The organism is Bradyrhizobium sp. KZN70725 (assembly GCF_055264925.1).
Genome location: NZ_JBUYWT010000016.1, coordinates 146,446 through 166,345, shown reverse-complemented (window position 1 = coordinate 166,345; position 19,900 = coordinate 146,446). Strand labels below are relative to the sequence as shown.

Sequence of the window (19,900 nt, the reverse complement as noted above, 5' to 3'; positions counted from 1 at the left end):
TGGTCGTCGCGCAATGCATAGCGTCGCATCGGCCGGCCCCTCCAAAAGCCGACCACCCATGAATCACTTATCCCCTGATTTGGGAATCCCTCAACTGAAGACAGGCTCTAGTCCGTGCTGCGGCAAATCTCCGCAAATGTGATGATACAGCGACAACAGCGGTTTGTTGACAGGGATCGGGCCTTTTGGCTCAATCGGGGCGGACATAGGCGGCTTTCGGCGCTCCAGACACAAGGGCGTGAAGGCGGGATGCAACGAGCGATCGGATAAGAATCGCCGGGCATCGGGGAGGGAACGATGCTGGACTTTGTTCAGCAGCTCGTCAGCGGCATCGCGCTCGGCTGCGTTTACGGCCTGATCGCGCTCGGCTTCGTGCTGGTCTACAAGGCAACCGAGGTCGTCAATTTCGCGCAAGGCGATTTGATGATGCTGGGCGGTTTTTTCGCCTTCACCTTCATCGGCATGCTCGGGCTGAATTACTGGGTCGGGTTCGCCGGCGCGGTGATCTGCATGGCGCTGTTCGGCATGCTGGCCGAGCGGCTCGTGGTGCGGCCGATCCTCGGTTACCCGCAATTCTCCATCATCATGGCGACGATCGGGCTCGGCTATTTCCTGCGCTCGGTCTCCGGCATGATCTGGGGCACCGACGACTTCAAGATCGAGACGCCGTTCAGCCAGGGCGTGCTTCGGATCGGCAGCCTGGTGCTTGCCTACGACAAGCTGTCGGTGATCGCGGCGACCATCATCCTGTGCGCGCTGCTCTATCTGTTCTTCAACCGGACCACGCTCGGCACCGCGATGCGCGCCAGCTCCGAGAACATGCTGGCTGCTTATTACATGGGCATTCCGGTCAAGCGGGTGGTCTCGATCGTCTGGGCGATCTCGGCCGCGGTCGCGACCTGCGCCGGCGTGCTGCTGGCGCCGATCACCTTCATTCATTCCAATGTCGGCCTGGTTCTGGGGCTGAAGGCGTTTCCGGCTGCGGTGCTCGGCGGCTTCGGCTCGATCCCGGGCGCCGTGGTCGGCGGCGTCCTGATCGGCGTGATCGAGAGCATGGCCGGCTTCTATCTGCCGCAGGGATGGAAGGACGTCGCGCCCTACATCGTGCTGCTCGCGGTGCTGCTGCTCAAGCCCGAGGGCCTGTTCGGCCTTCACGTCCGGAAGAAAGTCTGAGGAGCAACGGATGCGGTTTCTGTTCAAGACCGATTACGAAGACGACATCAAGCTGTTCCCGCATTCGGGCTACATCTATTCCTACGGCCTGTTGCTGGCGGTGCTGCTGATCGCGCCCTACGTGCTCTCGAGCTATCTGATGAGCCAGCTGGTCTTCGTCTGCATCTACGCGACCGTCGGCGTCGGGCTCTTGATCCTGACCGGCTTCACCGGACAGGCCTCGCTCGGCCATGCCGCGTTTCTTGCGATCGGCGCCTATACCGCGGCCTATCTGCAGCAGTTCAATGTGCCGTTTCCGGTCTACTTCCTCGCCGCGGGGTTGTTGACCGGCGTGGTCGGCGCGCTGGTCGGGTTTCCGGCGCTGCGGCTGCAGGGCATCTATCTGGTGATCGCGACGATCTCCTTTGCGTTCATCGTCGAGGAGATCCTGGCGCGCTGGGAAGGCGTCACCAACGGCAATGAGGGCATGCGGGTCAAGACCATGCAACTGCTCGGCACCACGGTGTCGCGCGACGGCCCGACCTTCTATTACCTCTGCCTTGCGGTGCTGGTGCTGACCATCGTCGGCACGCTCAATCTGCTGCGCTCGCCGACCGGGCGCGCCTTTGTCGCGATCCGCGACAGCGAGACCGCGGCGCGCAGCATGGGCATCAATGTCGCGCTCTATAAGGTGAAGTCGTTCGCGATCTCGGCGGCGATCACCGGCTTTGCCGGCGTGCTGTTCGCGCACAAGCTGTCCTTCATCTCGCCCGAGATGTTCACGCTGCAGCTTTCGATCGAGTTCATCATCGTGATCCTGATCGGCGGCACGTTCAGCCTGCACGGTGCGGTGCTGGGCGCGATCTTCCTGGTCATGATCGATCCGTTCCTGACCTATCTGAAGGACGATATGCCCGGCGTGATCGGCGGCATTGCTGCCACCCTCGGCGCCGGCACCGAGCGCGCGGGCCATATCCAGGACGCGGTCGCAGCCTTCGCCTCCGCCAACGGACTGAAGGGCGCGATCTACGGCATCATCATCGTGCTGTTCGTGCTGTTTGAACCGCTCGGACTCTACGGCCGTTGGCTCAAGATCAAGCTCTTCTTCCAGCTGTTCCCGCTCTACAAGCGCGCCACCTTCAAGCGGCAGAAGATCTATGTGAAATCGGAGCGGAACAGATGAGCTATTTCCGCGCCGAGAACCTGTCGCTGCATTTCGGGGGCCTCAAGGCGGTCGATGCGGTCAGCTTCGCGGTCGAGAAGGGCGAGATCCTCTCGATCATCGGGCCCAACGGTGCCGGCAAGAGCTCGATCTTCAACCTGATCTCGCGGATCTATCCGCCGACCTCCGGCAAGATCTTCTTCGAGGATCAGGACATCACCCAGGAGCCGGCCTACGATATCGCGAAACTCGGCATCGCCCGCACCTTCCAGAACATCGAGCTGTTCGAGAACGCGACCGTGCTGAGCAATCTCCTGGTCGGCCGCCATCGCCATTCCACCACCCGGCTGTGGCAGGAACTGTTGTTCCTGCCGAGCGTTCGTGCCGGCGAGAAGGCGCATCGCCGCCGCGTCGAGCAGGTGATCGAGTTCCTCGATCTCGAGCCCTACCGCGACAAGCTGATCTCGGGACTGCCTTACGGCGTGCGCAAGGTGATCGAGCTGGCGCGGGCGCTGTGCTCGGAGCCGAAGCTGATCCTGCTCGACGAACCGTCCTCCGGCCTCAATGTCGAGGAGACCGACGACATGTCGTTCTGGATCCGCGACATGAAGAGCGAGCTCGGCATCACCGTGCTGATGGTCGAGCACGACATGACGCTGGTCAACCGCGTCTCCGACCGCGTCATCGCGCTGAACTACGGCCGCGTGCTGGCGATGGGCTCGCCGTCCGAGGTGCAGCACCATCCCGACGTCGTCGCAGCGTATCTCGGCGCATGAGGATGATGCCATGAGCACAGCGGACATCATCCTGAAACTCTCCAACATCGAAAGCTATTACGGGCCGATCATGGCGATCCGCGGCATCAGCCTCGAGGTGCCGCGCGGCCGGATCGTGACGCTGCTCGGCGCCAACGGCGCCGGCAAGACCACGGTCCTGAAGACGATCTCCGGCATCCTCGACCCGCAGAAGGGCTCGATCGAATTCCTCGGCAAGCCGATCCAGCGCATGGAGGCCGACCGGATCGTGAGGCTCGGGCTGAGCCACGTGCCGGAGGGGCGCGAGGTGTTTCCGTTCCTGTCGGTGCGCGAAAACCTGATGATGGGCGCCTATCTGCGCAAGGACCGCGACGGTGTGGCGCAGGACCTCGAGCGCGTCTACGGCTATTTTCCGCGGTTAAGGGAGCGGCTCGGCCAGCCGGCCGGGCAGCTTTCGGGCGGCGAGCAGCAGATGCTGGCGATCGGGCGGGCGCTGATGAACCGGCCGACGCTGCTGTTGCTCGATGAGCCGTCGCTCGGGCTGTCGCCGATCCTGGTGAAGGAGATCTTCACCATCATCCGCCGCGTCAATGAGGAGCAGGGCATGTCGATCCTGCTGGTCGAGCAGAATGCCAAGATCGCGCTGGAGACGGCGCATTACGGCTATGTGCTGGAGATCGGCCGCGTCGTCATGAACGACAGCTGCGAGCGGCTGATGAATTCACCCGATATCCAGGAGTTCTACCTCGGCGCCAAGGAAGCCGGTGCGCGCGGCGAGCGGCGCTGGAAAAAGAAGAAGACGTGGCGTTGAGAATGACTGGGCGCTGGCAATGGCGCCGAGGAAGGTTTGGCACTGAACGAGAGTTGGAGCTAGATTTCAGGCCCGCTTCGCCAACAAGACCGGCAACACAAGCCGGCGCGTGAGACGGGCGGCAGAGGAGGGAGCGCGCATGGCCGGACCAGCGGTGCTGACGGTTGCCGACACGATCGCGAGGAGCTTTCTGCTCGCGGTTCAAACGCGTGGCGACAGGCCCGCGATCCGCGAGAAGAAGTTCGGCATCTGGCAACCGACCAGCTGGCGCGAATGGCTGCAGATCTCCAAGGACATCTCCTACGGCCTGCATGCCACAGGCTTCCGTCCCGGCGACGTTGGCTCGATCATCGCCAACGCGGTGCCGGAATGGGTCTACGCCGACATGGGCATCCTGTGCGCCGGCGGCGTCTCGTCCGGCATCTATCCGACCGATTCGGCCGCGCAGGTCGAATACCTCATCAATGATTCCCGCACGCGGGTGATCTTCGTCGAGGATGAGGAGCAGCTCGACAAGGTGCTGACCTGCCGGTCGCGCTGTCCGACGCTGGAGAGGATCGTCGTGTTCGACATGGAGGGCCTCTCCGGCTTCTCCGATCCGATGGTGCTGTCGCTCGCGGAATTCACGTCGCTCGGCCGCAATCATGCCTGGGGCAATCCGGCGCTGTGGGACGAGATGACCGGCAGCCGCACCGCCTCCGATCTCGCGATCCTGGTTTACACCTCCGGCACCACGGGCCCGCCCAAGGGCGCGATGCACTCCAACCGCAGCGTGACGCACCAGATGCGCCACGCCAACGATCTCTACCCCTCGACCGACAGCGAGGAGCGGCTGGTGTTTCTGCCGCTCTGCCACGTCGCCGAGCGGGTCGGCGGCTATTACCTCTCGCTCGCCCTGGGATCGGTGATGAATTTCGCCGAGAGCCCGGAGACGGTGCCGGACAATCTTCGCGAGGTGCAGCCGACCGCATTCCTCGCGGTGCCCCGGATCTGGGAGAAGTTCTATTCCGGCATCACCATCGCGCTGAAGGATGCGACCCCGTTCCAGAACTGGATGTATGCCCGCGCGCTCGCGATCGGCAACCGGATGACCGAGTGTCGGCTGCAGGGCGAGACGCCGCCCTTGTCGCTGCGGCTCGCCAACCGCGCGGCCTATTGGCTGGTGTTCCGCAACATCCGCCGCATGCTCGGGCTCGACCGCTGCCGGATTGTGCTGACCGGCGCCGCGCCGATCTCGCCGGATCTGATCCGCTGGTATCTCGCGCTCGGCATCGACATGCGCGAGGTCTACGGCCAGACCGAGAATTGCGGCGTCGCGACCATGATGCCGGCGGATCGCATCAAGCTCGGCTCGGTCGGCAAGGCCGCGCCCTGGGGCGAGGTGATGATCTGCCCGAAGGGCGAGATCCTGATCAAGGGCGATTTCCTGTTCATGGGCTATCTCAACCAGCCGGAGAGGACCGCCGAGACGATCGACGCCAAAGGCTGGCTGCACACCGGCGACGTGGGGACGATCGACAATGAAGGCTATGTCAAGATCACCGACCGGATGAAGGACATCATCATCACCTCCGGCGGCAAGAACATCACGCCGTCCGAGATCGAGAACCAGCTCAAGTTCTCACCCTATGTCTCGGATGCGGTCGTGATCGGTGACAAGCGGCCGTATCTCACCTGCCTGATCATGATCGACCAGGAGAATGTCGAGAAATACGCCCAGGACCACGACATCCCCTTCACCAATTACGCGAGCCTGTGCCGCGCACGCGAAATCCAGGATCTGATCCAGCGCGAGGTCGAGGCGGTCAACGTCAAGTTCGCGCGCGTCGAGACCGTCAAGAAATTCTATCTGATCGAGCGCCAGCTCACGCCCGAGGACGAGGAGCTGACGCCGACCATGAAGCTGAAGCGCAGCTTCGTGAACAAGCGCTACGCGGCCGAGATCGCCGCCATGTATGGCGAACGCGCGGTAGCATAGCCGAGGAGAAAGAAATTGGCGAAGGAGCGAGCAGGCCCGACCCTTCGCTTAACATGGGCCATGTAAGGAGGAGACTGCAATGTCGAAATCGCTGAAGGCGCTGGGCCTTGCGGTGAGTGCGCTGGCGCTGACCTGTCTGCCGGCCGCAGCCCAGACCAAGGTCACCAATGAAGGCATCTCGCCGACCGAGATCGTGATCGGAACGCATCAGGACTTGTCCGGCCCGATCAAGGTCTGGGGCGTTCCGGTGTCCAACGGCATGAAGATGGCGGTTGAGGAGATCAACGCCGGCGGCGGCATCAACGGCCGCAAGATCAAGATGATCCTGGAGGACAACGGCTACGATCCGAAGAAGGCGGTGCTGGCCTCGCAGAAGATGGTCGAGCGCGACAAGGTGTTCGCGATGATCGGCCCGATGGGCTCGCCGACCGTGCTCGCCGCGCAGGACATCCTGTTCGATGCGGGCGTGTTGCAGCTGTTCCCGCTGACGGCCGCCGAATTCACCTTCAAGTTCGATCCCGCCAAGCCGCAGGAGCGGCTGAAGTTCAACAACCTCCTGCCCTATGTCGAGAGCACGCGCGCCGCGCTCAAATACATGATGGAGTGGAAGAACTTCAAGAAGCCCTGCATCATGCATCAGGATGACGAGTACGGCAAAAACGTGCTCGACGGCTTCACCCAGCAGCTTGGCGCGATGAAGGTGCAGCCGGCCTCGGTCACGAGCTACAAGCGCGGCGCCTCCGACTTCTCGGCGCAGGTCGCCAAGATGAAGGCCGATGGCTGCGACCTCGTGGTGCTCGGCACCGTGATCCGCGAGACCATCGGCGCGATGAACGAGGCCAAGAAGCTCGGCTGGGATGTGACCTTCCTCGGCGCCACCCCGACCAACGTGCTCGAAGTGCCGGCGCTCGGCAAGGATGCCGTCGAAGGGCTCTATGCGGCCTCGGGCTTCGAGATTCCCTACGAGGACACGGCCAAGGGCAAGGTGAAGGACTGGCTGGTGAACTACAAGAAGATGTTCAACACCGACGCCAATACCCAGGCGATCATCGGCTACAACGCGGTGATGACCTTTGCCTTCTACGCGCAGAAGGCGGGCAAGGATCTCTCCGGCCAGAAGATGCTGGACTCGCTGGAGTCAGGCGACAAGTTCCTCGACATCTTCAGCTCGCCGCCGACCAAGTTCTCCAAGACGGATCATCTCGCCAACACCATCACCCAGGTGCAGCAGGTCAAGGGCGGTCGCTGGGTGCTGGTGAAGGATAATCTGATGTTCTGACGGGCAGTCGCTCATCTGGATTCACTCGTCATTGCGAGGAGCGAAGCGACGAAGCAATCCATCTTTCCGCGGAGGGATGGATTGCTTCGCTTCGCTCGCAATCACGGAAAGTATGTCTGGCCGGCTCTTAGTTCGTACGCGCCGCCGGCCGCCAAGCGGCCTCGGCGACGAGCGGGGCATCGACATAGCGGCTGATGCCGTGCTGGTCGATCACGAAGGTCGGCCGAAAACTCCTGATGTCGCTGTCCTCGATCATCGCCATGCGGCGGTTGTCGAGCGTCAGCCAGCGGCCGTCGAGCCGCGCGGCGAGCACCGCATGGTCTTCGCCGCCGACGAGGTCATGCAGGACGACGATCCGCAGATCTTCCGGCGCCACGCCGGCCTTGCGCAGCGCCACGAGTTTCGCGATCGCATAGTCCTCGCAGTCGCCGCTGCCGCGGGCGAAGGTGGCGAGCGGCGTCGCCCAGACGTCGGGCTCGCCATAGGCCGCAAGATCGCTGCCCGGACGGATCGCAAGGTTGATCGCGCGGTTGATCTCGCCGAGCCGGGCGCGACCCTGACGCGCCCGTCCGGCTTCGACGATCGCCAGGAATCGCAGCGCCGCCGGCGACGCGCAGCCGGCGCGGTCGCTCTCGCAGGCTGCCAGTTGCTCCAATTCGTCGGCGAGCTGGCGCTGCACGCCGAGCCATTTGTCGTGCAGGCCGCCGTCGGCAAGCAGGCTGGTCGTCAGGCCGAACGGCTCGGTCGATTTTCTGATCAGCGTCGCCGGACCGGGCGAAAGCAGCGAAGCGGCATTGAGCTCGGCAACCGGCGCGGCCAGGGCCAGGCCGAAGCCCAGCATGACGGCGCGCAGCGCAAGCGGGCGAAGCGAGAATCTCATCCGACACCCCCTGTCCGCTCTTCGGCGGGTGGAAATTGCACCGCGCACGCGACCGGATCGTTTCATGCCGGGCAGCATGGCGAACGATCCCTTCGAATCGACTTAAGATGTGGGGAATCAGGGGAAGAGGCTAAAGGGCGCCTGCTTGGGGTCCCGAAAACTTTACCGGTTTGTGAAAGGAAGCGGCGAACCTTTTTCCACTGCTTTGCAATTCATCCTTGCCCTCTGGTTAACCCGGCCGGTCCGCGCACGGGACTGCTGTGATTTGTAAGCTAAGTCACAGCTTTGGCCGGGAAATTGGGGTCAAATGGCCGCTCTGGGCTAAGGGGAAATAGAGGCAAGTACAGAAATGCCAATCAATACCACGAATACGTGGCTCAGTACGTATCTTGGCTTGAATCCCACCTTATGGTACCGTCAAGCGAATCCGAACTACATGGCTCTTCACAGCGTGAGCCAAGTCACATCCAGTCAAACCGCACAAGAGGGCCGCCTTGCGCAAGCACAGAGTGGTTTCGCCAAGCTTTATCCGATGATATGCAGGCATAATCATTCGGATATTTTAACAATATTAACTCTCGTGCGGTGATCCGCAGTGAACTTTGTCGAGAAATTCGACGGCCTGTTGCCGAACACGGACGCTTATGCCCGTGGATACGTGCACGTCGACAGCGTTTCCACGCATGCTCCGCCCGGCGCGATCATCGTCGACGACGGGCAATTGCTGTTCACCGGCGACTTCAAGCGGGCCGGGCTCGACCTCGTCATCGCGAAGGACGATCGGGAACTCGTCCTGCATGACTATTTCAAGGGCGAGAAGCGCGCGCCGCTGGCGTCGCCTGACGGCGCGCATCTCACCGGCGATCTCGTCAGCGCACTCACCGGCTATACTCAATATGCCCAGGCCGGCGGCGCGGCGGAGCCGGCCAAGGTCATCGGCCATGTCACCAAGCTGACCGGGAACGCGACGGCCATCCGCAACGGCGTCGCGATCGTCCTGAACCAGGGCGATAACGTCAACAAGGGTGACGTGGTGCAATCCGGCGGCGACTCGACGCTCGGCATCACCTTCATCGACGGCACCGTGTTCGGTCTCGGCCCGAACGCCAAGATGGTGCTGAACGAAATGATCTACGACCCGAACGGGTCGAGCAATACGTCGCTGATGAGTCTGGTCTCGGGCACGATCTCCTTCGTGGCCGGCGCGACCGCCAAGCACGGCGACATGAAGGTCGATACGCCGGTCGCGACCATGGGCATCCGCGGCACCGCGGTGCTGGTCGAGATCGATTTCGACGTGCAGGGCACCGGCGGCGTGCCGCCGGCCAAATTCCAGGTGCTGGTCGAGCCCGATGGCAGCACCGGCTCCTACATCCTGTTCGACAAGACGACGCTCAATCCGATCGCGACCGTCGATCAGGCCGGCACCCAGACCATTGTCAACGGCCAGGGCAGCGTCAGCTTCGTCTCGTCGGCGCAACTGTCGACCGATGCGCAGAAGCTGATCTCCGACGTCTTTGCGCTGAAGTTCACGGACAACAACAATCCCAACACCAAGCTCACCACCAACTTCACGGACAGCGTCGTCCCGGTCTCGAGCAGCTTCAAGCTCACCAGCAGCGACAGTGGCGCGCCGATCATCATTCTGCTGACCTTCGTCAACACGACCGGCCCTCAGGCCGGCGGCGTTCCCAACAGCAGGATCGAGCACATCCCGGGGCCGCCGCAGGTCGTGACCCAGGACGCGGCGTTTACCGAGCGGCTGGGGCTGACCCAAAGCGGGCTGTTCGACACCGCGACGGGCCAGATCAAATGGCTGGACCTCAATGTCGGTGACATACCGAGTGCGAAGGTCGACTATTCCGCGTTCAGCTACCGGGACGCCAACGGCAGCGACGTGACCTCATCGCTGACGGCAGCGCAGCTTGCGGCCATCAAGACCGTCGAGATCCCGTTGCTGCTCGAGCCCGATCCGAACAACAAGAATGCCGGTTCGGCGACCTGGACCTACAACCTTGCCGACAGCGCGTTCGACTTCCTGGCTGCCGGAGAAACGCTGACGCTGGCCTATGTCGCGCGCGTCGATAACAATTTCGCACCGAACAACGAGACCACGTTCAAGACCTTCACGATCACGATCACCGGCACCAACGACTCCCCGGTGGTGACGTCCTCGGCGCAGGCCGGTTCGATCACCGAACTCCCAGCAACGAGGAATTCCGCCCAGCCTGATACGGCGCACGGCACGCTGACATTTACCGATGCGGATCTGACCGACACGCATACGGTCACCATCACCGGCGTCACCGAGGCCGGCGTCACCACCGGACTTGCCAGCCATGCCACCGTGCTGAGCTGGCTGTCGTTGGGCGCGCTGACGGATTCGACCGATGGCGTGACGGGATTGCGCTCCTGGACGTTCTCGGCCGCCGACAGGAGCTTCGACTATCTCGCCACCGGCGAGACGCTGACGCTGACCTACACGGTCGAGATCGACGACCATCAGGGCGGCGTCGTCACGCTGCCGGTCACCATCACGATCGTCGGCACCGACGACAGGCCGGTGATCACCTCGCCGACCCAGGCGGCCGCCATCACTGAAGCCGAGGAGACGACCGGCTCGGTCGTGCCGGATACCGCATCCGGTACCGTGACCTTCGTCGATGTCGATCTCAGCGACACCCACAGCGTCACCGTTGCCGGCGTCACCGAAACGGGCGTGACCACGGGGCTTCCCGATCAGGCGACGATACTGGGCTGGATGTCGCTCGGCACGCTGACGGATTCGACCGGCGGCGTAACCGGATCGCGCGCCTGGACTTTCTCGGCCGCCGACAGGAATTTCGACTATCTCGCTGTCGGCGAGACGTTGACGCTGACTTACCTGATCCAGGTCGACGACCACCACGGCGGTGTCGTCACCCAGCCCGTCACCATCACCATCACTGGCACCAACGACGTGCCGACGTTCACGTCGGAGCCGCCGACCGCCACGGTCCCCGAGATGATCGGCGAGACCGGATCGATCAAGCTCGACGTGGCCCAGGGCGCGGTGACATTTGCCGACGTCGATCTCGGCGACACCCACATCGTGTCCATCACCGGCGTCGCGGAATCCGGAACGACCACAGGCCTGCCTGAGGACGAGTCCACGATTCTGAACTGGCTCTCGCTGGGGACGCTGACCGATTCGACCGGCGGGGTCGCCGGATCCCAGGCCTGGACCTTCTCGGCCGCCGACCGCAATTTCGATTATCTTGCCGACGGTGAGACACTGACGCTGACCTATACGGTCGAGGTCAATGACCATCATGGCGGCGTGATCAGCCAACCGGTGACGATCACGATTACCGGCAGCAATGACGCGCCGATCGTCACGTCGGCGCCTCAGGCGGCCATCATCCCCGAACAACCCGATACGACCGGTTCATCGACGCTGGACAGCGCATCCGGCACCGTGACCTTCACCGATGTGGATCTCAGCGACACCCACACCATGACCATCACCGGCGTCGCCGAATCCGGGGCGACCACGGGCCTGCCCGACGAGGCCACGATCCTGAACTGGCTGTCGCTGGGGACGTTGACGGACGCGACCGGCGGTTCAACCGGATCGTCGACCTGGACGTTCTCGGCCGCGGACCAGAATTTCGACTATCTCGCCCTCGGCGAGACGCTGACGCTGACCTACACGATCCAGATCGACGACCACCATGGCGGCGTCGTCAACGAGCCCGTGACGATCACGATCAACGGCGCCAACGACGCGCCGACACTCGCCGACGTCAATGCCGGCACGCTCACCGATACCGCCGATAACGACACGTTCGGCACGCTGACCGGCACGCTCCATGGCAACGACGTCGACCATGGCGAAACCGCGACGCTGACTTATGCCGCGCTCAATTCGGACCACGCTGCGGTCACGCAGATCGCGGGCCTCTACGGCTCGCTGACCGTCAACCCGGACGGCACCTACAGCTATGTTCCCGATGCTGCCGCGATCAACGCGTTGGGCAGGGGCACCTATGCCGACACGTTCGATGTGGAGACGATCGACGCGCATGGCGCCGTCGGGACCGCGAAGCTGACGATCGACGTGATCGGCGCCAACGACGCGCCCGTGATCCACACCGACAGCGTCAGTATCACCGAACATCCCAACGGGACCGAGACGATCTCCGGCCTGACCGTGACGGACGCCGATGCGACGGCCGACGAGACCTTCACCATGGCCGCGGCGACGACGCCCGGTGCGGGCAGCAGCGTTGCACCTTCGTCGCAGGAGGGGCTTCTCTCCAGCATCAACACCGCGCTTGGATCGTCGGGTCTCGTTTACAACCCCGGCCAGACAGCTCCAGCGACCGACACGATCGCGCTCTCCGTGACCGATGGCCATGGCGCAACCGATACGGTCAACCTGATCTTCAACGTCCAACAGGATCGGCCCGAGCCCGTGATTCTGACCGGGACCAGCGACAAGGACGTGTTTTTCGGGTCGGGTTACCAGGACAAGTTCGTGTTTGCGCCGAACTTCAACCACGACACGATCCTGAACTTCACGCCAGGCGAGGACCAGATCGATCTGTCCACGGTCGTCTCGGCAAGCACCTTCAGTAGCTGGTTCGATCAGCATGTTGCGATATCGCCGACCAGTTCGGCGGATACGCTGATCACGATCGACAGCGCAGACACGATCACATTGCACAATGTCGCGAAGGCGAGCCTGTCCCAGAACGACTTCATTATTCATTTTGCGTGACGGGCGCGCGGCCGTGCCGCCGGGGGGGTGGCCCGGCTGATTGTGCACTGCGCATGCTTGCTCGATTGGAACAATTCTGCGCGCGTGATATCCAGATGGCATGAAACGGCTGAAGGCGATACGCAGGTGGTTCGCACGGCGCTTCGGCTATGCGCGGCTGGTCTGCGTGGCGCTGTTGATCGGCATTGCTGCGCTGCGGATCGTGGATCCGGCTCCAGTCCAGGAGCTTCGCGTCAGGACGTTTGACACATTCCAGGCGCTGCAACCGCGCCAGAAGACGGCGCGGCCCGTCACCATCGTCGACATCGACGAAAAGAGCCTCGCCGATCCCCGGCTCGGACAGTGGCCGTGGCCGCGGACCCGGCTCGCCGACATCGTCACCAATCTCACCCGGCTCGGCGCCGTGGTGATCGCGTTCGACGCGGTGTTCTCCGAGCCGGATCGTCTCAATCCCGATATCGCCGCCGATACGTTCAGCAGCCTCGATGAGGAGATGCGCGCCAGGCTGCGGCAGCTGCCGAGCAACGACAGCATCATGGCCGAAGCCATCAAGAACTCGCGGGTGGTGCTCGGCGAATCCGGCGGGCCCAACGTGCGCGCCGACCTCAACGAAAAGCTTCCGGTCACCGGACTTGCGATGCTCGGTGAGGAGCCGCAGCCTTTCATGTTCATGTTCCCGGGGTTGCTGCGCAACGTGCCGGTGCTCGAGGAGGCGGCTGCCGGGCGCGGCCTGTTCACGATCAGGCCGGAGCGCGACGGCATCGTCAGGCGCGTGCCGATGATCATGGTGGCGCAGGGCATCACCATGCCGTCGCTGAGCTTCGAGATGCTGCGGGTGGCGAGCGGCTCCGGCACGATCCTGATCAAGGCCGACAAGGCCGGTATCAAGAGCCTGGGTCTCAAGGGCTTTGCGATCCCGACCGATCTCCACGGCCAACTCTGGATCCACTACGCCCGCCGCGATCCCTCGATCTATGTCTCGGCGGTCGATGTGCTGGACGGGCGCGTCTCACCGGACCGAATTGCCGGCAAGCTGATCGTGATCGGCACCTCAGCAACCGGGCTGAACGACATCAAGACGACGCCGGTGACGCCGGCGATGCCCGGTGTCGAGGTTCACGCCCAGGTGCTGGAGAGCGCGCTGACCGGCGATGTCGTTTCGCAGCCGAATTACGGCATCGGCATCGAGTTCTTCGCCGCGCTGATCATGGGGCTCCTTGTCATCGCCTTCGCGCCGAAGTTCGGTCCGATCACGTTGGTCGCCGTCGGCGGAATGTTTGCCTCGGTGCTGATCGGTACCTCCTGGTATTTCTATTCCCAGCACCGGCTGCTGATCGACTTCACCTATCCGCTGATGTCGACCACGGCGATCTATCTCACGCTGATCTTCTCCGCCTTCGTGCGCGAGCAGCAGCAGCGTCGACAGATCAGGTCGCAATTCGTGCAGTACATGTCGCCCGCGCTGGTCGAGCAGCTGGCACAGTCGCCGGAGCGGCTGGTGCTCGGCGGCGAGGAACGCGAGATGACCATCATGTTCTCGGACATGCGCGGTTTCACCTCGATCTCGGAAACCTACAAGAGCAATCCGCAGGGCCTTACGGCGCTGATGAACCGCTTCCTTACTCCGCTTTCCAACGCGATCCTCGCCCGCAAGGGAACCATCGACAAATATATGGGTGACGCCATCATGGCGTTCTGGAACGCGCCGCTCGATGACAAGCAGCACCAGCTCAACGCCTGCGATGCGGCGCTCGACATGCTGGAGCGTGTCGATGACCTCAATCGGGAGCGCGAGCAGGAGGCGAAGGACGGCGGCCACGTCTATGTGCCGCTCAACATCGGTGTCGGTCTCAACACCGGCTCCTGCGTGGTCGGTAATATGGGCTCCGATGTGCGCTTCGACTATTCGGTGTTCGGCGACAGCGTCAATCTGGCCTCGCGGCTCGAGGGACAGTCCAAGGAGTACGGCTTCCCGATCATCGTGGGATCGAAGACTGCGCTTGCGGTGAAGGAGAAGTTTGCGATCCTCGAGCTCGATTTCATCATGGTCAAGGGCAAGAAGGAGCCCGAGGTGATCTACGCGATTGCCGGCCGCGAGGATGTCGCGAGCTCCGGCCGCTTCCAGCGGCTGCGCAACCTGACCATCGAGATGCTCGCCTGCTACCGCGGCCGCGATTGGGACGGCGCGCTCGCCGCGATCGAACGCGGCCGCAAGACCGACGACGCGCAGACGCTGCAATATCTCTACCGCCTCTATGAGGCGCGCATCCACGCCTTCCAAAAGGAGCCGCCGCCCGACGACTGGAACGGCGCATTCGCGTTGACGACGAAATAGACGCCGCAAGCCCGCTGTCGTCCCGGCGAAGGCCGGGACCCATAACCACGAATGGTCGTTGACGGAAGATCGTCTCGCCGCGTGCCCATTGCGGCGGCCGCGGCGTATGGGTCCCGGCTCCCGTGCGCAATTGCGCACTAGGCCGGGACGACGATGGAATGTCTATTCCAGCCCGATCTGGGTCAGATCCTGGAACCAGTGCTGCGCCTGCACGAAGGTCTTCACCTTCGGCGACAGCGCGTGCGGATTGGTGTCGTGCACCACCCACACCAGCGCGGCATCGTCGACGATCAGCGCGTGCGCCTGCGCCAGCAGCGCATCCTGTTTGGCGGAATCGAAGGTCTGCTTGGCCTCGTCGATCAGCGCATCGACCTTCGGGTTCTTGTAGCCGCCCCAGTTGACGCCCACCGGCGCGACCTGGCCGGAGTGGAAGAACCGCACGATGGCGTAGAGCGGATCCGACGTGACATAGGCGATGTTGTTGGCGGTGATGCCGGCATTCATCTCGTCGGCTGCGCCCTTGCGCCAGTGCGTATATAATGTCTCGAGCTCGACCACCTTGAAGTCGATGTCGATGCCGATCTCCTTGAAGCTCTGCTGCAGGAACTCGTTCATCGGCAGCGACAACATCTGCCCGGTGCCGCCCTGGGCGATGATGAAAGTCGTCTTCAGCGGCTTGTCCTTCGAATAGCCGGCTTCCTCCACCAGCTTCTTCGCGGCCGCGAGGTCGTATTTCAGTTCAAAGGTCGGCTTGCCGAACCACGGGCTCGACGGATCGACCTGGCCCTTGGCGGGCTTGGCGAGGCCGTTCATCAGGCCAACCACCGCGTCGCGGTCGATCGCGAGGTTGAGCGCCTTGCGCAGGCGGATGTCGGTCCATGGCGAGCCCGGCAGCACGCTCAAGTGATAGTTCCAGACATGCGGTGTCACGTTGTCGACGATCCTCATGCCGGCGGCCTTGAGCTGCGGCACGGCGTCGGGCGCGGGCGTTTCGATCAGGTCGACCTGGCCGGCCAGCAGCGCGTTGGTGCGGGTCAGCGCCTCCGGCATCGGAATCAGGATCATCTTGTCGACCTTCGCAAGCCGCTTCTTGTCCCAATAGTCCGGGTTCTTCGTCAGTTCGGCGAGCTCGCGCGGCACCAGCTTGGTCAACTTGAACGGACCGGTGCCGGAGGGCTGACTGGCGAACTTGTCCCAGTCCTTGCCGAGCTTTTCATATTGCGCGGGGCTCGAGACCAGGAACCAGAGCATCTGATAGGGGAAGAAGGAGTCGACCGTCTTGGTGGTGATCTCGATGGTGAAATCGTCGACCTTGGCGTAGCTCGCAACCGAAGGCAGGCGGGTCTTGACCTGCGCGCTCTGCCGCTTGTCGAACTGCGGTGCCTTGTCGTTCAGCACCTTGTCGAGATTCCAGATCACCGCGTCGGCATTGAAGTCGCTGCCGTCGTGGAATTTGACGCCCTTGCGCAGCGTGAAGCGCCATTTGGTCTTGTCGTTGTCGTCGACCTTCCATTCGGTCGCAAGCCCGGGCACCAGCTTGCCCGGCCGGTCGGCAACATCCATCTCCCAGGCAACCAGCGGATCGTAGATCGTGTAGGCGGTGAACTGATAGGCGCCCGCGCCGCGATCGGGCTGGCCGGTGGTCAGCGGAATGTCGGCCATCGAAATGCCGTAGCGCACAATGGACTCGGCTTGCGCCGACATGGCCGGCCAGCCCGCGGTCAAGGCAAGCGCCATTGCCGCCATCAGGATCGAATTGCGCGCACGCATATGAAGGCTCCGTTGGAAAGACGTTGGAGCCAAATCCTGCAAGCATGATGCCAGAATAGGCATCTTCGCTTCGTTCAGGCCCGAGGTGGGAAGAAATGACGCGCCCGGCGGTTATTTGCTGATGAACTATTCCCCTTGGCACAGGCATTGCATACGCTTGCCCAAGAAATAATCACCAAAACGTCACCAGACTCGAAGGGGCTGCTCAGATGCGTAACAGGAAAACCAATGCGACGGCGATCATGCTGGCGCTTGCGATAGCCACAGGCGTGCCGGCGATCGCCAGCGCCGAGACTGTGCTGCGCATTGGCATGACCGCTGCCGATATTCCGCGCACGCTCGGTCAGCCCGACCAGGGCTTTGAGGGCAATCGCTTCACTGGGCTTACGATGTATGACGCGCTGACGATGTGGGACCTGTCGTCGTCGGACAAGGCGAGCGCGATGATCCCCGGCCTTGCGACCGAGTGGAAGGTCGACGATGCCGACAAGACCAAGTGGATTTTCAAGCTGCGCTCCGGCGTCACCTTTCATGACGGCTCGCCGTTCAATGCCGACGCCGTGGTCTGGAACGTCGACAAGGTCTTGAAGCAGGACGCGCCGCAATACGATGCGAGCCAGGTCGGCGTCACCGCCTCGCGCATGCCGACGCTGGTCTCGGCGCGCAAGATCGACGACATGACGGTGGAGCTGACCACCAAGGAGCCGGACAGCTTCCTGCCGATCAACCTCACCAATTTGTTCATGGCGAGCCCGGCCAAGTGGCAGAAATTCTACGACAAGGCCGAAGGCGCCGACGCCAAGGCGAAGTCGCAGGCCGCGTGGGCCGCGTTCGCCAAGGACGCGGCGGGCACCGGCCCTTGGAAGATGTCGAGCTTCACCCCGCGCGAACGGCTCGAGCTGGTGAAGAACGAGAACTACTGGGACAAGGCACGGGTGCCGAAGGCTGACAAGATGGTGCTGTTGCCGATGCCGGAGGCCAATGCCCGCACCGCGGCGCTGCTGTCGGGGCAGGTCAACTGGATCGAGGCGCCGGCGCCGGACGCGCTGCCCGAGATCAAGCAGCGTGGCTTCAACCTCTATTCCAACGAGGAACCGCATGTCTGGCCGTGGCAGTTCTCGCGCGTCGAGGGCTCGCCGTGGAATGACATCCGCGTCCGCAAGGCGGCCAATCTCTGCATCGATCGCGAAGGGCTGCGTGACGGCCTGCTTGCCGGCCTGATGGTGCCGGCGACCGGCACGTTCGAGCCCGGTCATCCCTGGCGCGGCAACCCGACCTTCCAGATCAAGTATGACAAGCCGGCCGCGCAGAAGCTGATGCAGGAGGCCGGCTTCGGTCCGAACAAGAAGCTGACGGTCAAGATCCAGACCTCGGCATCGGGCTCGGGCCAGATGCTGCCGCTGCCGATGAACGAGTATCTGCAACAGGCGTTGGCCGAATGCTACTTCGATGTGCAGCTCGACGTCATCGAGTGGAACACGCTGTTCACCAATTGGCGGCGCGGCACCAAGGATCCGACCGCCAACGGCTCGAACGCCATCAACGTCACCTATGCGGCGATGGATCCGTTCTTCGCGCTGGTGCGCTTCCTGCAGTCGGGCATGGCGCCGCCGGTGTCGAACAATTGGGGCTTCAACAACAACCCGAAGTTCGACGAGCTGGTGAAGAAGGCCCGCCAGACCTTCGAGCCGGCGGCGCGCGACGCCGCGCTGGCCGAGCTGCATGCGGCCTCGGTCGACGACGCGGCCTTCCTCTATGTCGCCCACGACGTCGCACCGCGCGCGATGAGCCCGAAGATCAAGGGATTTGTGCAGCCGAAGAGCTGGTTCGTCGACTTCTCGCCGGTCACGGTCGCGCCGTGAGGCGCTAGCCGCGCAATAGGTGTACCCTCTCCCCTTGTGGGAGAGGGTGGCTTCGCGAAAGCGAAGCCGGGTGAGGGGTTGTCTCCGCGGGCGCTCCTCTCCGATCTGAAATGACTTTGTCCGCGGATAGAAACCCCTCATCCGGCGCGCTCGGCGCGCCACCTTCTCCCACAAGGTGAGAAGGAAGAAAGAACGCAACGTGTTCGCCTATACGTCCAGACGGATTGTCTACGTCATTCCGATCGTGCTCAGCGTGGCGCTGGTGTGCTTCCTCTTGGTGCACATCACGCCCGGCGACCCCCTGGTCGCGGTGCTGCCGGCCGATGCCTCGCAGGAGCTCGCCGCGCAATTGCGCACGGCCTACGGCTTCGATCGCCCATTGCCCGTGCAATTCGGTCTGTGGCTGTGGCGCGCGATCCACGGCGATCTCGGCAATTCGATCGCGACCGGGCGGCCCGTCCTGACCGAGGTGATGCGCGCCGTCGGCAACACCGTGATGCTGGCGATCGCGGCCGCGATGATCGGCTTTACGCTCGGCCTGCTGTTCGGCCTGATCGCCGGCTATTTCCGCGACACCTGGGTCGACAAGGTCGCGACCTCGGTTGCGATAGCCGGCGTGTCGCTGCCGCATTACTGGCTCGGCATGGTGCTGGTCATCATCTTCTCGGTGCAGCTCAACTGGCTGCCCGCGGTCGGCGCAGGTCCCGGCGGCTCCGGCGCCTGGGCGTGGGACTGGGAGCATCTGCGTTATCTGGTGCTGCCGGCGATCACCACCTCGGTGATCCCGATGGGCATCGTCACCCGTACGGTGCGCGCGCTGACCGGCGACATCCTGAGCCAGGATTTCGTGGAGGCGCTGCGCGCAAAGGGCCTGCGCGAGACCGAGGTGTTTCGCCACGTCATCAAGAATGCGGCGCCGACCGCGCTCGCGGTGATGGGCCTGCAGCTCGGCTACATGCTGGGCGGCTCGATCCTGATCGAGACCGTGTTCTCCTGGCCGGGTTCGGGCCTGCTGTTGAACTCGGCGATCTTCCAGCGCGATCTGCCGCTGCTGCAGGGCACGATCCTGGTGCTGGCGCTGTTCTTCGTGCTGCTCAACCTCCTGGTCGACATCGCGCAGGCCGCGATCGATCCGCGCATCAAGCGGAGCTAGC

12 protein-coding genes are annotated in these 19,900 nt (G+C 63.3%); 10 read left to right on the top strand and 2 right to left on the bottom strand.

Annotation, left to right across the window (positions count from 1 at the left end; all coding sequences use genetic code 11):
* Window positions 1-297: 297 nt before the first annotated feature.
* From ACZBJS_RS18075 to ACZBJS_RS18050, 6 genes are all read left to right on the top strand, one after another.
* Complete coding sequence (locus tag ACZBJS_RS18075) at window positions 298-1,173, top strand: branched-chain amino acid ABC transporter permease (RefSeq protein WP_028336612.1); 876 nt, start codon at window positions 298-300, stop codon at window positions 1,171-1,173.
* 10 nt (window positions 1,174-1,183) lie between these two features.
* Complete coding sequence (locus tag ACZBJS_RS18070) at window positions 1,184-2,335, top strand: branched-chain amino acid ABC transporter permease (protein ID WP_229190245.1); 1,152 nt, start codon at window positions 1,184-1,186, stop codon at window positions 2,333-2,335.
* Complete coding sequence (locus ACZBJS_RS18065; protein WP_028336610.1) at window positions 2,332-3,090, top strand: ABC transporter ATP-binding protein; 759 nt, start codon at window positions 2,332-2,334, stop codon at window positions 3,088-3,090. Before ACZBJS_RS18070 ends, ACZBJS_RS18065 begins: the two co-directional genes overlap by 4 nt.
* A gap of 10 nt (window positions 3,091-3,100) precedes the next feature.
* Window positions 3,101-3,880, top strand: a complete 780-nt coding sequence (locus ACZBJS_RS18060) for an ABC transporter ATP-binding protein (protein ID WP_076832616.1) — start codon at window positions 3,101-3,103, stop codon at window positions 3,878-3,880.
* Window positions 3,881-4,019: 139 nt separating this feature from the next.
* Window positions 4,020-5,858 (top strand): AMP-dependent synthetase/ligase, encoded by a 1,839-nt coding sequence (locus ACZBJS_RS18055; protein ID WP_316398810.1) that lies wholly within the window; start codon window positions 4,020-4,022, stop codon window positions 5,856-5,858.
* Window positions 5,859-5,937: 79 nt separating this feature from the next.
* Window positions 5,938-7,137 (top strand): ABC transporter substrate-binding protein, encoded by a 1,200-nt coding sequence (locus ACZBJS_RS18050; protein WP_229190242.1) that lies wholly within the window; start codon window positions 5,938-5,940, stop codon window positions 7,135-7,137.
* 127 nt (window positions 7,138-7,264) lie between these two features.
* Here ACZBJS_RS18050 and ACZBJS_RS18045 read toward each other — a convergent pair whose 3' ends face one another.
* On the bottom strand, window positions 7,265-8,017 hold the full coding sequence (locus ACZBJS_RS18045; RefSeq protein WP_463438943.1) for a transglutaminase-like cysteine peptidase: 753 nt from the start codon (window positions 8,015-8,017) through the stop codon (window positions 7,265-7,267).
* 595 nt (window positions 8,018-8,612) lie between these two features.
* Between ACZBJS_RS18045 and ACZBJS_RS18040 the strand changes: the two genes are divergently transcribed.
* Both ACZBJS_RS18040 and ACZBJS_RS18035 read left to right on the top strand, forming a co-directional pair.
* Window positions 8,613-12,779, top strand: a complete 4,167-nt coding sequence (locus ACZBJS_RS18040) for a VCBS domain-containing protein (RefSeq protein ID WP_463438942.1) — start codon at window positions 8,613-8,615, stop codon at window positions 12,777-12,779.
* Window positions 12,780-12,879: 100 nt separating this feature from the next.
* Complete coding sequence (locus ACZBJS_RS18035) at window positions 12,880-15,114, top strand: CHASE2 domain-containing protein (protein ID WP_463438941.1); 2,235 nt, start codon at window positions 12,880-12,882, stop codon at window positions 15,112-15,114.
* A gap of 162 nt (window positions 15,115-15,276) precedes the next feature.
* Here ACZBJS_RS18035 and ACZBJS_RS18030 read toward each other — a convergent pair whose 3' ends face one another.
* Window positions 15,277-16,884 (bottom strand): ABC transporter substrate-binding protein, encoded by a 1,608-nt coding sequence (locus ACZBJS_RS18030; protein ID WP_057020088.1) that lies wholly within the window; start codon window positions 16,882-16,884, stop codon window positions 15,277-15,279.
* 209 nt (window positions 16,885-17,093) lie between these two features.
* Here ACZBJS_RS18030 and ACZBJS_RS18025 point away from each other — a divergent pair, with 209 nt between their 5' ends.
* The gene (locus ACZBJS_RS18025) at window positions 17,094-18,746 is read left to right on the top strand and encodes an ABC transporter substrate-binding protein (RefSeq protein ID WP_410469766.1); all 1,653 of its coding nucleotides are present in this window, start codon (window positions 17,094-17,096) and stop codon (window positions 18,744-18,746) included.
* 199 nt (window positions 18,747-18,945) lie between these two features.
* The gene (locus tag ACZBJS_RS18020; protein ID WP_050382524.1) at window positions 18,946-19,899 is read left to right on the top strand and encodes an ABC transporter permease; all 954 of its coding nucleotides are present in this window, start codon (window positions 18,946-18,948) and stop codon (window positions 19,897-19,899) included.
* Window position 19,900 lies beyond the last annotated feature (1 nt).

Bases quoted from the DNA above. Each gene is read 5' to 3' on its own strand.
- ACZBJS_RS18030 (WP_057020088.1), bottom strand. From the start codon at position 16,884: ATGCGTGCGCGCAATTCGATCCTGATGGCGGCAATGGCGCTTGCCTTG.
- ACZBJS_RS18065 (WP_028336610.1), top strand. From the start codon at position 2,332: ATGAGCTATTTCCGCGCCGAGAACCTGTCGCTGCATTTCGGGGGCCTC.
- ACZBJS_RS18025 (WP_410469766.1), top strand. From the start codon at position 17,094: ATGCGTAACAGGAAAACCAATGCGACGGCGATCATGCTGGCGCTTGCG.
- ACZBJS_RS18060 (WP_076832616.1), top strand. From the start codon at position 3,101: ATGAGCACAGCGGACATCATCCTGAAACTCTCCAACATCGAAAGCTAT.
- ACZBJS_RS18070 (WP_229190245.1), top strand. From the start codon at position 1,184: ATGCGGTTTCTGTTCAAGACCGATTACGAAGACGACATCAAGCTGTTC.
- ACZBJS_RS18045 (WP_463438943.1), bottom strand. From the start codon at position 8,017: ATGAGATTCTCGCTTCGCCCGCTTGCGCTGCGCGCCGTCATGCTGGGC.
- ACZBJS_RS18035 (WP_463438941.1), top strand. From the start codon at position 12,880: ATGAAACGGCTGAAGGCGATACGCAGGTGGTTCGCACGGCGCTTCGGC.
- ACZBJS_RS18050 (WP_229190242.1), top strand. From the start codon at position 5,938: ATGTCGAAATCGCTGAAGGCGCTGGGCCTTGCGGTGAGTGCGCTGGCG.
- ACZBJS_RS18055 (WP_316398810.1), top strand. From the start codon at position 4,020: ATGGCCGGACCAGCGGTGCTGACGGTTGCCGACACGATCGCGAGGAGC.
- ACZBJS_RS18075 (WP_028336612.1), top strand. From the start codon at position 298: ATGCTGGACTTTGTTCAGCAGCTCGTCAGCGGCATCGCGCTCGGCTGC.